The organism is Spiribacter vilamensis (genome assembly GCF_004217415.1).
GTDB lineage: Bacteria > Pseudomonadota > Gammaproteobacteria > Nitrococcales > Nitrococcaceae > Spiribacter > Spiribacter vilamensis.
This window is the reverse complement of record NZ_SHLI01000002.1, coordinates 1-15496: the sequence shown is the minus strand read 5'-3', so window position 1 is coordinate 15496 and position 15496 is coordinate 1. Positions and strand designations below refer to the sequence as shown.

At 62.2% G+C, this 15496-nt stretch carries 13 protein-coding genes and 1 tRNA gene; all 14 read left to right on the top strand.

Annotation, left to right across the window (positions count from 1 at the left end; translation table 11 throughout):
* A partial coding sequence (locus EV698_RS10275; RefSeq protein ID WP_476749584.1) for an EF-Tu C-terminal domain-related protein occupies positions 1-210 on the top strand: 210 nt, incomplete at its 5' end.
* A gap of 97 nt (positions 211-307) precedes the next feature.
* A tRNA-Trp gene (locus EV698_RS10270) sits at positions 308-383 on the top strand.
* A 33-nt stretch (positions 384-416) separates the two neighbouring features.
* Positions 417-794, top strand: a complete 378-nt coding sequence (secE, locus tag EV698_RS10265) for a preprotein translocase subunit SecE (RefSeq protein WP_130504109.1) — start codon at positions 417-419, stop codon at positions 792-794.
* Between the two features lie 6 nt (positions 795-800).
* Positions 801-1334, top strand: coding sequence for a transcription termination/antitermination protein NusG (gene nusG, locus EV698_RS10260; RefSeq protein WP_130504108.1), 534 nt, complete (start codon positions 801-803; stop codon positions 1332-1334).
* A 72-nt stretch (positions 1335-1406) separates the two neighbouring features.
* Positions 1407-1838, top strand: coding sequence for a 50S ribosomal protein L11 (rplK, locus tag EV698_RS10255; RefSeq protein ID WP_130504107.1), 432 nt, complete (start codon positions 1407-1409; stop codon positions 1836-1838).
* Positions 1839-1842: 4 nt separating this feature from the next.
* A complete protein-coding gene (gene rplA / locus EV698_RS10250; protein WP_130504106.1) occupies positions 1843-2535 on the top strand; it encodes a 50S ribosomal protein L1 in 693 nt (230 codons plus the stop codon).
* Positions 2536-2758: 223 nt separating this feature from the next.
* Positions 2759-3280 (top strand): 50S ribosomal protein L10, encoded by a 522-nt coding sequence (gene rplJ, locus EV698_RS10245; RefSeq protein ID WP_130504105.1) that lies wholly within the window; start codon positions 2759-2761, stop codon positions 3278-3280.
* Between the two features lie 66 nt (positions 3281-3346).
* Complete coding sequence (rplL, locus tag EV698_RS10240) at positions 3347-3724, top strand: 50S ribosomal protein L7/L12 (RefSeq protein WP_130504104.1); 378 nt, start codon at positions 3347-3349, stop codon at positions 3722-3724.
* A 202-nt stretch (positions 3725-3926) separates the two neighbouring features.
* Positions 3927-7994 carry a DNA-directed RNA polymerase subunit beta gene (gene rpoB / locus EV698_RS10235; protein ID WP_130504103.1) on the top strand — a complete coding sequence of 1356 codons (4068 nt, stop codon included), beginning with the start codon at positions 3927-3929 and terminating at the stop codon, positions 7992-7994.
* A 13-nt stretch (positions 7995-8007) separates the two neighbouring features.
* On the top strand, positions 8008-12258 hold the full coding sequence (rpoC, locus tag EV698_RS10230; protein ID WP_130504102.1) for a DNA-directed RNA polymerase subunit beta': 4251 nt from the start codon (positions 8008-8010) through the stop codon (positions 12256-12258).
* 112 nt (positions 12259-12370) lie between these two features.
* The gene (gene rpsL, locus EV698_RS10225; RefSeq protein WP_023367946.1) at positions 12371-12745 is read left to right on the top strand and encodes a 30S ribosomal protein S12; all 375 of its coding nucleotides are present in this window, start codon (positions 12371-12373) and stop codon (positions 12743-12745) included.
* Between the two features lie 14 nt (positions 12746-12759).
* Positions 12760-13230, top strand: coding sequence for a 30S ribosomal protein S7 (rpsG, locus tag EV698_RS10220; protein WP_130504101.1), 471 nt, complete (start codon positions 12760-12762; stop codon positions 13228-13230).
* Between the two features lie 22 nt (positions 13231-13252).
* Positions 13253-15346, top strand: coding sequence for an elongation factor G (gene fusA, locus EV698_RS10215; protein WP_130504100.1), 2094 nt, complete (start codon positions 13253-13255; stop codon positions 15344-15346).
* A 55-nt stretch (positions 15347-15401) separates the two neighbouring features.
* A partial coding sequence (locus EV698_RS10210; protein WP_017397055.1) for a GTP-binding protein occupies positions 15402-15496 on the top strand: 95 nt, incomplete at its 3' end.

Below are 15496 nucleotides of genomic sequence, written 5' to 3'. Positions count from 1 at the left end.
GGCTACCGGCCGCAGTTCTACTTCCGTACCACGGACGTCACCGGTGCCTGCGTGCTGCCCTCGGGCACGGAGATGGTGATGCCGGGTGACAACGTGCAGATGACCGTCACGCTGATCGCGCCGATCGCGATGGAAGACGGCCTGCGCTTTGCCGTGCGCGAAGGCGGCCGCACCGTCGGTGCCGGCGTCGTCTCCAAGATCCTCGAGTAATCGGTTAACGGTGTTGTCAACCCCTGGGGTTTCAAAACCCCGGGGGTTTGCGTACACTATCGAGTTCGTCGTTTGATGGCCGGTCAAACGCGAAATTAGGCCAGTAGCTCAATTGGCAGAGCAACGGTCTCCAAAACCGTAGGTTGGGGGTTCGAGTCCCTCCTGGCCTGCCATTCAATCCGGTCACTAACAGCGTCGCGGGTTCCATGAGCGCAAACGATCAGACGACGACCACGGGAACGGACAAGGCCAAGCTGACACTGGCCGTCGGGACCTTTCTCGCCGGTGTGGTTGGCTTCTACGGCCTTGAGGGCCAGTCCGACCTCATCCGCGTGATCGGAATAGTGGTTGTGGCAGCCGTTGCCATCGCCATTGCAATGACCAGTCAGCCGGGCCGCAATGCCTGGGCTTTTGCCCGCGAAGCGCGCCAGGAGCTGCGCCGCGTGGTTTGGCCGACCCGGCAGGAATCGATTCAGACCACGCTGGTTGTGCTGGTCATGGTCTTCATCGTCGCTATTCTGCTCTGGCTGATGGATATGTTTTTCATGTGGGGCGTCGGCGCCCTCGTACGCCCCGGAGGCTGATCTTTCATGGCGAAACGATGGTACGTCGTTCACGCGTATTCCGGTTTCGAGAACCAGGTAAAAAAGGCTCTCGAAGAGCATATTGCGCGTGCTGAAATGGAAGATTCCTTCGGCGAGGTGCTCGTACCCGCTGAAGAAGTCGTCGAGATGAAAGAGGGCCAGCAGCGCCGCAGCGAGCGGAAGTTCTTCCCGGGCTACGTCCTGGTCCAGATGGAGATGGGTGACGACACCTGGCATCTGGTGAAGAACGTGCCACGGGTGATGGGTTTTATCGGTCCGTCGCGGGGGCGGCCGTCACCGATCTCGGATACCGAGGCGGAGAACATCCTCAACCGAGTGCGCGAAGGCGTCGATAAACCGCGTCCCAAGGTGCTGTTCGAAGTGGGTGAAGTGGTCCGCGTGACCGACGGCCCGTTCAACGATTTCAACGGCGTGGTCGAGGAAGTGAATTACGAGAAGAGCCGACTTCGCGTGGCGGTTCTCATTTTCGGACGTTCCACTCCGGTGGAGCTCGATTTCAGTCAGGTCGAGAAGACCTAACCAGGCGGTTTGCCGCCAGGGGAGCCGGGGTGAGAGTCCCCGGCGTTACCACCCACATCAGGAGTTCAATCAATGGCAAGAAAAGTCACGGCTTACATCAAGCTGCAGGTCCCCGCCGGGGCCGCCAAACCGAGCCCGCCCGTGGGCCCGGCGCTGGGTCAGCATGGCCTGAATATCATGGAGTTCTGCAAGACGTTCAACGCGCAGACCCAGGATATGGAGCAGGGTCTGCCGACCCCGGTGGTGATCACGGTCTATTCCGACCGCAGCTTCACCTTCGTCACCAAGACACCGCCGGCCGCGGTGCTCCTCAAGAAAGCCGCGGGCATCAAGTCCGGTAGTGGCACGCCGCATGTCACCAAGGTGGGCACGGTTAATCGCGAGCAGATCGAGGAGATCGCGCAGACCAAGTGGCCGGATCTCAATGCCGCCGGGATGGAAGCCGCCGTGAAAACGATTGCCGGCTCCGCCCGTAGCATGGGCCTCAACGTGGAGGGGATGTAACGCCATGGCGAAATTGACGAAACGCCAGCGGGCGTTCGAGGAAAAGATTGATCGCAGCCGCCTCTACGAGGCCGAAGAGGCCTTTGTCTTGCTCAAGGAACTGGCTACGGCCCGGTTTACCGAGTCCATCGACGTCGCGGTAAATCTTGGTATTGACCCGCGGAAGGGCGACCAGATGGTGCGTGGTTCCACGGTGCTGCCGAATGGTACCGGCAAGACGGTTCGGGTGGCCGTGTTCGCGCAGGGCGCGAACGCCGAGGCCGCCGAGGCCGCGGGTGCCGATACGGTCGGCATGGACGAGTTGGCCGAGCGTATGCAGGGTGGGGAGCTCGACTACGATGTCGTCATTGCCAGCCCGGACGCGATGGGTGTCGTCGGCAAGCTCGGTCGGTTGCTCGGACCACGGGGGCTGATGCCGAACCCGCGTGTCGGCACCGTGACGACCGATGTGGCCCAGGCGGTACAGAATGCCAAGGCGGGGCAGGTGCGTTACCGCGCAGACCGTGGCGGGCTGATCCACTGCAGCCTGGGCAAGGCGGACTTTAATCCGCAGGCCCTGGCGCAGAACCTGCAGGCGCTCATCAACGACCTGCAGAAGATCAAGCCGGCCTCGTCCAAGGGTGTTTATCTGAAGCGGGCCACGGTTTCCACCACGATGGGGCCGGGCGTGCCGTTGGATTTGGGGGCGCTGACCTAGGTTGGCCCCCCGGATGGTGCGGCCATTGTTGAATGGCTGCTGGCTGTCATCGAGACAGCCGTCGAAGACCGTTTGGTGCGGTTCGCCGCGTAAGTGTCGTACGACCGCCAGCGGTAGGCGGTGTGCCGGACAGGACAGGTTTCCTGCACGGGTTCACCGTTACGGGGCAGACGGGCCGAAGGTCCGGATGCCATTACCAACCGCCGTTCCAGGAGGCATTTGAATGGGCGTTAGTCTGGAACAGAAAAAGCGGATGGTGCAGGAAGTCGCTGAGGTGGCTGGTCAGGCTCATTCCGCGGTCGCCGCGGAATATCGGGGTCTGTCCGCCGGTGATATGGATAGCCTGAGAGTGCAGGCCCGGGACGCGGGCGTTTATGTGCGGGTGGTTAAGAACACCCTCGCCAAGCGCGCCGTCGAGGGTACTGAATTCGAGTGCATGAGTGATGACTTCTCAGGTCCGCTCGTTCTCGCGTTCTCGCAGGAAGATCCCGGCTCGGCCGCCCGTGTTCTCAAGAGCTTTGCCAAGGAACACGATCAGCTGGTAGTGAAAATGCTGGCCGTCGGCGGGGAGAAATACCCCGGATCCGAAATCGACCGGCTGGCCACGCTACCGACCTACGACGAGGCGATCAGTCGTCTCATGGCGACCATGCAGGCGCCGGTACAGAAACTTGCCACCACCTTCAACGAGGTGCCCGGCAAGCTGGTGCGTACCGTCGCCGCCGTCAAGGACGCCAAACAGTAGGCCTGACAGCTCCCTGTCGCTGCCGCTAGCGCATTTATCAATCGAATCAGCCAGGAGAAAAAGACAATGGCCGTTTCCAAGGAAGACATCCTCGAGACCATCTCGAACATGACCGTAATGGAGGTCGTCGAGCTCATCGAGGCAATGGAAGAGAAGTTCGGCGTGACTGCCGCCGCCGCCGTTGCCGCGGCACCCGCCGCCGGTGGTGGCGAGGCCGAGGCCGCCGAAGAGCAGACCGAGTTCGATGTCGTCATGACAAGCTTCGGCGAGAACAAGGTCGGCGTGATCAAGGCCGTCCGTGCCGCCACGGGTCTGGGTCTCAAAGAGGCCAAGACGCTGGTGGAGGGCGTGCCCGCCCCGGTCAAGGAAGCCGCTTCGAAGGAAGAGGCCGACGAGCTGAAGGGTCAGCTTGAAGAGGCCGGTGCTGCTGTCGAGCTCAAGTAAGAGCTTGGCGACGCCAACGTCACGAGTGGACGTTGATGCTGGGCTGACGGCCGATTCGGCTGTCGGCCCGGTGCTGTTTGTGAACAACCCGTTGCGGTGGGAATCCGCTGCCGGCCGTTGTGTCCAAGTCTGCGAGGGCTTGCATCGGGCAAGTTCTCGAAGCCTTGCACACGGCGGACCCCGACCTCGTTGAGGAATCTCGATGGCTTATACGTTTACTGAAAAAAAGCGCATCCGCAATGACTTTGGCAAGCAGCCGAAGGTGCTGGATGTTCCCTATCTGTTAACCACTCAGATCGAATCCTACCGGGATTTCCTGCAGCTCGAACAGGATCCCGACGGTCGTGAAGACAAGGGGCTGCATGCGGCACTGGACTCGGTCTTCCCGATCGAGAGCTATTCCGGCAATGCCCGCCTTGAGTACGTCAATTATCGTATTGGCGATCCGGCGTTCGACGTCAAGGAATGCCAGCTTCGCGGCATGACTTACGCGGCTCCGCTGCGGGTGCTCGTGCGCCTCATTATCAATGACAAGGAAACGCGCACGGTCAAGGACATCCGCGAGCAGGAAGTCTACATGGGCGAAATGCCGCTCATGACCCGCAACGGCACGTTCGTGATCAACGGGACCGAGCGCGTGATCGTCCAGCAGCTGCATCGCTCGCCGGGCGTGTTCTTCGATCATGACAAAGGCAAGACCCACAGTTCCGGGAAGCTGCTTTTCACAGCCCGCGTCATCCCTTATCGCGGGTCATGGCTCGATTTCGAATTCGATCCGAAGGATTCGATCTACGTGCGCATCGACCGCCGCCGCAAGCTGCCGGCCACGGTGCTGCTGCGCGGGCTCGGCTACGATAACGAGCAGATCCTCGACATGTTCTTCGAGAAGAACACCTACCACCTTCGCAAGAAGGGGGCCGACCTCGAGCTCGTGCCGGAGCGTCTGCGCGGCGAGACGGCGACCTTCGAGATCAAGGACAGCGAGGGGAACGTCATTGTCGAGAGTGGCCGGCGGATCACCGCCCGTCATATCCGGCAGATGGACAAGGCGGGCCTGAAAAAGCTGCAGGTTCCGGACGACTACCTCGTTGGCCGCATCCTCGCCGAGGACATCATCGACAAGTCCACGGGAGAGGTGCTCGCTTCCGCCAATACCGAGCTCACCGATGAGCTCGTGCAGGCGCTGCGCGATGGCGGTATCAAGAAGTTCCGGGTGCTGTTCATCAACGATGTCGACCAGGGGCCGTATATCTCCAATACGCTCAACATCGACACCACGACGACGCCGCTGGAAGCGCTCATCGAGATCTATCGGATGATGCGTCCCGGCGAGCCGCCGACCAAGGATGCCGCGGAAAACCTGTTCGCGAATCTGTTCTTCAGCGAGGATCGCTACGATCTCTCCTCGGTCGGGCGGATGAAGTTCAACCTGCGTGTCGGCCGCGACGAGGTCGAGGGCAGCGGGGTGCTCAGTAACGATGACATCCTCGCGGTGCTCACCGAGCTCATCAATATCCGTAACGGCAAGGGCACGGTCGATGACATCGACCATCTCGGTAATCGTCGCGTGCGTTGCGTGGGCGAAATGGCCGAGAACAACTTCCGCATCGGCCTGGTTCGTGTCGAGCGGGCGGTGCGCGAGCGCCTGAGCCTGGCAGAGAGCGAGGGGCTGATGCCCCAGGAACTGCTCAACGCCAAGCCGGTGGCGGCGGCGATCAAGGAGTTCTTCGGCTCCTCGCAGCTCTCGCAGTTCATGGATCAGAACAACCCGCTCTCGGAGGTCACGCACAAGCGGCGTGTCTCCGCGCTCGGGCCGGGCGGCCTGACCCGTGAGCGGGCCGGGTTCGAGGTGCGTGACGTGCACCCCACCCATTACGGCCGGGTCTGCCCGATCGAGACGCCGGAGGGGCCGAACATCGGTCTGATCAGCTCGCTGGCCTGTTATGCCCGGCTCAACAGTTACGGTTTCCTCGAGACGCCGTATCGACGGGTGCAGGACGGCCAGGTCACCGATCAGGTGGATTACCTCTCCGCCATCGAGGAGAGCCGCTACATCATCGCCCAGGCGAACGCCCGGATCGGTGAGGGCGGCCAGCTCGTCGACTCGCTGATCTCGATCCGTCACCAGAACGAGTTCGGCATGTCGTCGCCGGACAAGGTCCAGTACATGGACGTCTCGCCGAAGCAGATCGTCTCGGTAGCGGCGTCGATGGTGCCGTTCCTCGAGCACGACGACGCCAACCGCGCGCTGATGGGGTCGAACATGCAGCGCCAGGCGGTGCCGACCCTGCGCGCCGAGAAGCCCGTCGTGGGCACCGGCATGGAGCGGGCCGTCGCGGTCGACTCCGGTGTGACCGTGGTCGCGGACCGTGGTGGTGTCGTCGACCAGGTCGACGCCGCCCGCGTGGTCGTGCGGGTGAACGATGACGAGGCCCAGTCCGGCGAGCCGGGTGTCGATATCTACAACCTGACCAAGTACACGCGCTCCAATCAGAGCACCTGCCAGAACCAGAAGCCGCTGGTGCGCCCGGGTGATCGGGTTGGCCGCGGCGACGTGCTGGCCGATGGGCCGTCCACCGATATGGGTGAGCTGGCGCTGGGCCAGAACATGCGCGTCGCGTTCATGCCGTGGAATGGTTATAACTTCGAGGATTCGATTCTCATCTCCGAGAACGTAGTCCAGGAGGATCGCTACACGACCATTCACATCGAGGAGCTGACGGCGGTTGCCCGCGATACCAAGCTGGGGTCCGAGGAGATTACCGCGGACATTCCCAATGTCGGTGAGAGCGCGCTCTCCAAGCTCGATGAGTCGGGCATCGTCTATGTCGGTGCCGAGGTCAAGGCCGGCGATATCCTCGTCGGCAAGGTCACGCCCAAGGGCGAGACGCAGCTGACGCCGGAGGAAAAGCTCCTGCGGGCGATCTTCGGCGAGAAGGCCTCGGACGTGAAAGATACCTCGCAGCGGGTATCCACGGGCATGGACGGCACGGTCATCGACGTGCAGGTCTTCACCCGTGACGGTGTCGAGAAGGACTCGCGTGCGCTGTCCATCGAGGCCGAGGCCCTGGCCGAGGTCCGCAAGGATCTCGACGACCAGTACCGGATCTTCGAGGACGATGCATTCGCCCGTCTCGAGCAGTCCCTGATCGGGCAGATCGCCGATGGTGGTCCGGACCAGCTCAAGGCCGGCACCGAGATCACCGCCGAGTATCTGCATGGCATTGATCGTCGTCGCTGGTTCGAGATACGGCTCCGCGACGAGAGCGCCATGGCTCACCTCGAGGCCGTCCAGACCCAGCTCAAGTCGCAGCGTGAGGCGTTCGATGCCCGCTTCGAGGAGAAGAAGGAAAAGATCGGCGCTGGTGATGATCTCGCCCCGGGTGTGCTCAAGATGGTGAAGGTCTACCTGGCCGTCCGGCGTCGCATCCAGGCGGGTGACAAGCTCGCCGGCCGCCACGGCAACAAGGGCGTGATCTCGCGCGTCGTTCCGGTGGAGGACATGCCGTTCTCCGCCGACGGCGAGCCGATCGACGTGGTCCTCTCGCCGCTGGGTGTGCCGTCGCGCATGAACATCGGCCAGGTCCTCGAGGTGCACCTGGGCTGGGCGGCCAAGGGCCTGGGGCGGCGCATCGGCGAAATGCTCGATGCCCGCCGACAGGTCGATGATCTGCGCGGCTTCCTCGAACAGATCTACAACTCCAGTGGTAAGCAGGAGGATCTGAGCGCCTTTACCGACGAAGAGATCGTCGAGCTTTGTAACAACCTCCGTGGCGGCGTGCCGATGGCGACACCGGTCTTCGACGGTGCCAACGAGGGCGAGATCAAGAATATGCTGCGGCTCGCGGGTCTGCCGGAGAGCGGCCAGGCACAGCTCTATGACGGCCGGACCGGTGATGCATTCGACCGGCCGGTGACCGTGGGCTACATGCATATCCTCAAGCTCAACCATCTGGTCGACGACAAGATGCATGCGCGCTCCACCGGGCCCTACAGCCTGGTCACCCAGCAGCCGCTGGGCGGCAAGGCACAGTTCGGCGGCCAGCGCTTCGGTGAGATGGAGGTCTGGGCCCTGCAGGCATATGGCGCGGCCTACACACTGCAGGAAATGTTAACGGTCAAGTCCGACGACGTCGCCGGCCGGACCAAGATGTACAAGAACATCGTCGATGGCGAGCACCAGATGGAGGCGGGCATGCCCGAATCCTTCAACGTGCTGGTCAAAGAGATTCGCTCCCTCGGTATCGATATCGAGCTCGAGCAGGACTGAACGGGTAGCCGATATGAAAGACCTACTGAATCTGTTCAAACAGCCGGGCGCCCAGCTCGACGACTTTGATGGCATCCGCATTGGATTGGCATCGCCGGAGAAGATCCGGTCGTGGTCGTTTGGCGAGGTGAAAAAGCCGGAAACCATTAACTATCGGACGTTCAAGCCGGAGCGGGATGGACTCTTCTGCGCGAAGATCTTCGGCCCCGTCAAGGACTACGAGTGCCTCTGCGGCAAGTACAAGCGGCTCAAGCATCGCGGCGTGGTCTGCGAGAAATGTGGCGTCGAGGTGACGCTCGCAAAGGTCCGCCGCGAGCGGATGGGCCATATCGATCTGGCGAGCCCGGCCGCGCACATCTGGTTCCTCAAGTCGCTGCCCTCGCGCATCGGTTTGCTGCTCGACATGACGCTGCGTGATATCGAGCGGATCCTCTACTTCGAGGCGTTCGTGGTTATCGAGCCGAACATGACGCCGCTCAAGAAGGGCCAACTTCTGAGCGACGAGCAGTATCTCGATGCCATGGAGCAGTACGGCGACGAGTTCGACGCCCGCATGGGTGCCGAGGCGGTGGGCCACCTGCTCAAGAACATCGATCTCCGCGAGGAGACCGAGACCCTTCGCGAGCAGATGGATGCCACCAACTCCGAGACCAAGATCAAGCGTCTGTCCAAGCGTCTCAAGCTGGTGGAATCATTCCTCGATTCGGGTAATCGACCGGAGTGGATGGTGATGTCCGTCCTGCCGGTGCTGCCTCCGGATCTGCGGCCGCTGGTGCCGCTTGATGGGGGGCGTTTCGCGACCTCCGATCTCAATGATCTCTACCGGCGGGTTATCAATCGCAACAACCGTCTGCGTCGGCTGCTCGATCTGTCCGCGCCGGACATTATCGTGCGCAACGAAAAGCGCATGCTGCAGGAGTCGGTGGACGCGCTGCTCGACAACGGCCGCCGTGGCCGGGCGATCACCGGGACCAACAAGCGGCCGCTGAAGTCGCTGGCGGACATGATCAAGGGCAAGCAGGGCCGTTTCCGGCAGAACCTGCTCGGCAAGCGTGTCGACTACTCCGGTCGGTCCGTGATCGTGGTCGGCCCGACCCTGCGCCTGCATCAGACCGGCCTGCCGAAGCGGATGGCGCTGGAACTGTTCAAGCCGTTCATCTTCTCGCGTCTGCAGCGGCTGGGGCTCGCCACCACCATCAAGGCGGCCAAGAAGATGGTCGAGCGCGAGACCGCGGAGGTCTGGGATATCCTCGAGGAGGTGATCCGCGAGCATCCGGTCATGCTGAACCGTGCGCCGACCCTGCATCGTCTGGGTATCCAGGCGTTCGAGCCGGTGCTGGTCGAAGGCAAGGCGATACAGCTGCATCCGCTGGTCTGTCCGGCGTTCAACGCCGACTTTGACGGCGACCAGATGGCCGTCCACGTGCCGCTGGCGCTGGAAGCCCAGCTCGAGGCACGGTCCCTGATGATGGCCACCAACAATGTCCTGGCACCCGCCTCCGGCGAGCCGATCATTGGTGCGTCGCAGGATATCGTGCTGGGGCTTTACTACATGTCGCTGGTGCTCCAGCAGCAGGCCGGTGAGGGCATGACCTTCGCCAATCTCGACGAGGTGCACCGCGCCTACGAAAGCGATCGGGTGAGCCTGCACGCGCGGGTGACGGTGCGTATTCACGAAGTCGTGGTGGACGACGAGGGACAGCGCAGCGAGGCCACCCGGCGAGTGGATACGACGGTCGGGCGGGCGCTGATCTACAGCATCGTTCCCGAGGGGCTGCCGTTCAGCCTGGTCGACCGCGACATGAGCAAGAAAGCCATCTCGGAGATGATCGACCAGTGCTACCGGCGTCTTGGTCTCAAGGCGACGGTGATCTTCGCTGACCAGATCATGTACCTCGGATTCCGCATGTCTACGCGTGCGGCGGTGTCCATCGGCATGGAAGACATGGTCGTTCCGGGTGAGAAGGAGCAGATCCTCTCCGATGCCGAGATCGAGGTGAAGGACATCGAGGATCAGTACGCCTCGGGCCTGGTGACCAACGGCGAGCGCTACAACAAGGTGGTCGACATCTGGTCGCGCACCAACGAGGAAGTCGCGGGCGCGATGATGGAGAAGCTCGGCAAGGAGACCGTTACCGACGCCGAGGGCAACGAGATCGTCCAGAAGTCGACCAACTCGATCTTCATGATGGCCGACTCGGGGGCCCGTGGCTCGCCGGCGCAGATCCGTCAGCTGGCGGGCATGCGTGGTCTCATGGCCAAGCCCGATGGCTCGATCATCGAGACCCCGATTACCGCGAACTTCCGCGAGGGCCTCAACGTCCTGCAGTACTTCATCTCCACCCACGGTGCCCGGAAGGGACTCGCGGATACGGCGCTGAAGACTGCCAACTCCGGCTATCTCACACGTCGTCTGGTGGACGTCTCGCAGGACCTGGTCGTGACGGCCGAGGATTGCGGCACTCACCGCGGCCTCCGCCTGACGCCGCTGATCGAGGGCGGCGACGTGGTCGAGGCCCTTGGCGAGCGGGTGCTTGGCCGAATCGTGGCGCAGGATGTCGTCAAGCCCGGGACCGGCGAGGTGCTGGTCGAGCAGGGCGCGCTCATTGATGAGCGCCAGGTCGAAATGATCGAGAGCGAGGGCGTGGACGAGATCTGGGTGCGTTCGCCGATTACCTGCGAGACGCGTCATGGTGTCTGTTCTGCCTGCTACGGGCGTGATCTGGCCCGCGGGCATCAGGTCAACGTCGGTGAGTCGGTGGGCGTGATCGGTGCCCAGTCCATCGGCGAGCCCGGTACGCAGCTCACGATGCGCACCTTCCACATCGGTGGTGCCGCCTCACGGGCCGCTGCGGTCAGTAACGTCCAGGTCAAGTCGGCGGGTAGCGTTCGACTCCATAACCTCAAGACGGTCAAGCATCACTCCGGCAACCTGGTGGCCGTGTCGCGTTCCGGCGAAATCACCGTGATGGACGAGGCCGGCCGCGAGCGTGAGCGGTATAAGGTGCCTTACGGTGCCGCCATTGCCGTTGCGGACGAGGAGGCGGTCGAGTCCGGTCAGATCGTGGCGAACTGGGACCCGCATACCCATCCGATCATCACCGAGGTGAAGGGGCGTCTCAAGTTCTACGACTTCGTCGAGGGCGTAACGGTCAACCGTGAGACGGACGAGGTCACCGGCCTGAGCAGTCTGGTGGTGACCGATCCGAAGAGCCGCGGCACCGGGGAGCATATCCGTACCAGCACCAACGAGAAGGTGGCCTACAAGGATCTCCGTCCGGTGGTGAAGCTGGTCGACGAGGCGGGTAACGACCTCAACCTCGCCGGTACCGAGATCGCCGCTCACTATGCATTGCCCGGCGGCGCGATCGTGAGTGTCGAAGACGGTGCCGAGGTGGATGTGGGCGACGTTATCGCGCGCATTCCGCAGGAATCGTCGAAGACGCGCGACATCACCGGTGGTCTGCCGCGGGTGGCCGACCTGTTCGAGGCCCGCAAGCCGAAGGAACCGGCGATCCTTGCAGAGACGTCCGGTACGGTGAGCTTTGGCAAGGACACCAAGGGTAAGCAGCGGCTGGTGCTCACCACGACGGATGGCGAGGAGTACGAAGAGCTCATTCCGAAGCACCGCAACGTGACCGTGTTCGAGGGCGAATTCGTCGAAAAGGGCGAAGTGATTGCCGATGGCGAGCCCAATCCGCATGACATCCTTCGTCTGCTGGGCGTGGCCGAACTGGCCGCCTACATGGTCAAGGAGATCCAGGATGTCTACCGGCTGCAGGGCGTGAACATCAATGACAAGCACATTGAGGTGATCAGTCGCCAGATGCTGCGCAAGGTCGAGATCCGCGATCCCGGTGATACCCGATACCTGCGCGGTGAGCAGGCGGACTGGGGGCGTGTCGAGGACGAGAACGAGCAGCTCGTGGAGCAGGGGCGTGAACCGGCGGTCTGGGAACCTCAGCTGCTGGGGATCACCAAGGCCTCGCTGGCGACCGATTCGTTCATCTCCGCGGCATCGTTCCAGGAGACTACGCGGGTGCTCACCGACGCGGCTACCCGCGGCGCACGTGATGACCTGCGTGGCCTCAAGGAAAACGTGATCGTCGGTCGCCTGATTCCTGCGGGCACGGGTTATGCGTATCATCAGGATCGTCAGCGCCAGCGTCGGGAAACGCCGTCGCCGATGATCCCGATGGCGCCACAGTTCGGTCTGGGCAATGCCGCGGCAGCGCCCAACACGAGCGATTTGTCGGAAAACTAACGGGTCGGGGCTTCTGGTTGACACCCATGAAGCCCGATCCTACACTTAACGGCTTTCGCCGGAGCTGGTTTAACCGGCCCGGTGTTCGTTGAAGGACGGGAGTTAAAACTCTATGGCCACGATCAATCAGCTGGTGCGCAAGCCTCGCAAGCGGCGGCACGAGAAGAGCAACGTGCCGGCGCTCGAGGCCTGTCCTCAGCGGCGAGGCGTTTGCGCCCGCGTCTATACCACCACCCCGAAGAAGCCGAACTCGGCGCTGCGGAAGGTCGCGCGCGTGCGGCTGACCAACGGTTACGAGGTTGCCAGTTACATCGGCGGTGAGGGGCATAACCTTCAGGAGCACTCGGTTGCGCTCATTCGTGGCGGCCGGGTCAAGGACCTTCCCGGTGTGCGGTACCACGTGGTTCGTGGCTCGCTGGACACCGCCGGTGTCAGCAAGCGTCGCCAGGGTCGTTCAAAGTACGGCGCCAAGCGGCCTAAAGGATAAACGGGTAGTCAATCATGCCGAGAAGAAGAGAAGTACCCAAGCGCAAGGTCCTGGCGGATCCGAAGTACGACAGCGAAATGCTGACGCGCTTCGTCAACCAGATTATGCGCGACGGAAAGCGGGCCGTGGCCGAGAAGATCGTCTACACCGCGCTCGATCGCATCGCCGAGAAGAACAGCGGCGAGCCGATGGAAGTACTCGAAACCGCGCTGGACAAGGTCCGGCCGGTGGTCGAGGTCAAATCGCGCCGTGTTGGTGGGGCAACTTACCAGGTACCGGTCGAAGTTCGCCCGCAGCGGCGTAACACGCTCGGCATGCGCTGGGTAATCGAGGCCGCGCGCAAACGTAGCGAGGCCACCATGGGGCATCGTCTCGGCAACGAGCTGCTGGAAGCAGCCGAGGGTCGTGGCAGTGCCGTGAAAAAGCGGGAAGATACCCATCGTATGGCGGAGGCTAACAAGGCCTTCTCCCATTTCCGCTGGTAATCAGGTTCAGGGGTAACAGGTTTTGGCACGCAAAACACCGATCGAGCGCTACCGGAATATCGGCATCATGGCGCATATTGATGCCGGGAAGACAACGGTCACCGAGCGCATTCTCTTCTACACCGGGATCTCCCATAAAATGGGCGAGGTGCATGACGGCGCGGCGGTCATGGACTGGATGGATCAGGAGCAGGAGCGTGGCATCACCATTACTTCTGCGGCCACGACTACATTCTGGCGGGGTATGGACCAGCAGTACCCCGAGACCCGTATCAATATCATCGACACGCCCGGCCACGTGGATTTCACCATCGAGGTCGAGCGGTCGCTGCGGGTGCTCGACGGCGCCGTCTGCGTGCTTGATGCCAACGCCGGCGTCGAACCGCAGACCGAGACCGTCTGGCGTCAGGCGAATCGCTACGGCGTTCCGCGCATGGTGTTCGTCAACAAGATGGACAAGATGGGGTCCGATTTCTTCCGCTGCGTCGACATGCTCAGAAAGCGGCTCGGCTGCAACGCCGTACCGGTCCAGCTGCCGATCGGTGCCGAGGACTCCTTCGCCGGTGTTATCGATCTGATTCGTCAGAAGGCGATCTACTGGAACGAAAAGGACATGGGGACGACCTACGAAGAGGTCGATATCCCTGCCGAGTTCGCCGATGACGCGGCGAAATACCGCGAGGCGCTTATCGAGGCCGCGGCCGAAGCCAGCGAAGAGATGATGGACAAGTACATCGGCGGCGAAGAGCTGACGGTGGACGAGATCAATCATGGCCTTCGCGTGCAGACCATCGCCAACGAAGTGGTTCCGGTGCTTTGCGGTTCGGCGTTCAAGAACAAGGGTGTACAGGCCATGCTCGACGCGGTGGTCGAGTACATGCCCTCGCCCAGCGAAGTCCCGGACATCGAGGGTGAGCTCGAGGACGGCAGTACGGTCATCCGTGCATCCACCGACGACGAGCATTTCGCGGCGCTTGCTTTCAAGATCGCGACTGATCCCTACGTCGGCACACTGACGTTCTTCCGGGTCTATTCCGGCGTGGTCAAGACCGGTGACACGGTCTACAACCCGGTCAAGGGCAAGAAAGAGCGGCTGGGTCGTATCGTCCAGATGCACTCCAAGGAGCGTAAGGAGATCAGCGAGGTCCGGGCCGGCGATATCGCCGCGGCCATTGGTCTCAAGGACATTACGACCGGCGAGACGATCTGCGACAACGCCCATCGCGTGACGCTCGAGCGTATGGAATTCCCTGATCCGGTGATCTCGGTGGCGGTAGAGCCCAAGACCAAGAGCGACCAGGAGAAAATGGGGATTGCGCTGGGTAAGCTGGCGCAGGAAGACCCGTCGTTCCAGGTGCGTACCGACGACGAGTCCGGCCAGACCATTATCTCGGGTATGGGCGAATTGCATCTCGAGATCATCGTTGACCGCCTCAAGCGCGAGTTCAAGGTGGAGGCGAAGGTCGGCGAGCCGCAGGTAGCCTACCGCGAGGCGATTCGCAAGCCGATCGAGGTCGAAGGCAAATTCGTTCGCCAGTCCGGTGGTCGTGGTCAGTACGGTCACGTCTGGATTCGGATGAAGCCGCGCGATCGGGGTGAGGGTTACGAGTTCCGCAACAAGATCGTTGGCGGCGTCGTTCCCAAGGAGTACATCCCTTCGGTGGATAAGGGTATCCAGGAGCAGATGGAAAACGGCGTCCTCGCCGGGTTCCCGGTGGTCGATCTCGAGGTCGAGCTGTTCGATGGCTCCTATCACGATGTCGACTCGTCCGAGATGGCGTTCAAGATCGCCGGCTCGATGGCCTTCAAGGATGGCTTCATGAAGGGTGATCCGGTGCTGCTGGAGCCGATGATGAAGGTCGAGGTGACGACACCGGAGGACTTCATGGGTGATGTCATGGGCGACGTAACGCGTCGGCGAGGCACGCTGCAGGGTATGGAAGACGGTCCGGGCGGCAAGATTATCCGCGCTGCGGTGCCGCTCAAGGAGATGTTCGGTTATGCTACCGATCTCCGTTCGGCGACGCAGGGCCGGGCCGCTTACTCGATGGAGTTCGATGGCTATGCCGAAGCGCCCAACAGCATCGCGGAAGAAGTGATTAAAAAGGCCGGCTGAGCAGTGTGCTGGGTCGGAAGTGGATTATTTGATTTTGACGGGTAAGAGGTGAACCGTGGCCAAGGCGAAATTTGAGCGCAACAAGCCGCACGTAAACGTTGGCACGATTGGTCATGTTGACCATGGCAAGACGACGTTGACGGCGGCGAT

What these genes read in the sequence shown, in the direction of transcription:
- secE (WP_130504109.1), top strand. Translation starts at nt 417, where the DNA reads ATGAGCGCAAACGATCAGACGACGACCACGGGAACGGACAAGGCCAAG.
- nusG (WP_130504108.1), top strand. Translation starts at nt 801, where the DNA reads ATGGCGAAACGATGGTACGTCGTTCACGCGTATTCCGGTTTCGAGAAC.
- rplK (WP_130504107.1), top strand. Translation starts at nt 1,407, where the DNA reads ATGGCAAGAAAAGTCACGGCTTACATCAAGCTGCAGGTCCCCGCCGGG.
- rplA (WP_130504106.1), top strand. Translation starts at nt 1,843, where the DNA reads ATGGCGAAATTGACGAAACGCCAGCGGGCGTTCGAGGAAAAGATTGAT.
- rplJ (WP_130504105.1), top strand. Translation starts at nt 2,759, where the DNA reads ATGGGCGTTAGTCTGGAACAGAAAAAGCGGATGGTGCAGGAAGTCGCT.
- rplL (WP_130504104.1), top strand. Translation starts at nt 3,347, where the DNA reads ATGGCCGTTTCCAAGGAAGACATCCTCGAGACCATCTCGAACATGACC.
- rpoB (WP_130504103.1), top strand. Translation starts at nt 3,927, where the DNA reads ATGGCTTATACGTTTACTGAAAAAAAGCGCATCCGCAATGACTTTGGC.
- rpoC (WP_130504102.1), top strand. Translation starts at nt 8,008, where the DNA reads ATGAAAGACCTACTGAATCTGTTCAAACAGCCGGGCGCCCAGCTCGAC.
- rpsL (WP_023367946.1), top strand. Translation starts at nt 12,371, where the DNA reads ATGGCCACGATCAATCAGCTGGTGCGCAAGCCTCGCAAGCGGCGGCAC.
- rpsG (WP_130504101.1), top strand. Translation starts at nt 12,760, where the DNA reads ATGCCGAGAAGAAGAGAAGTACCCAAGCGCAAGGTCCTGGCGGATCCG.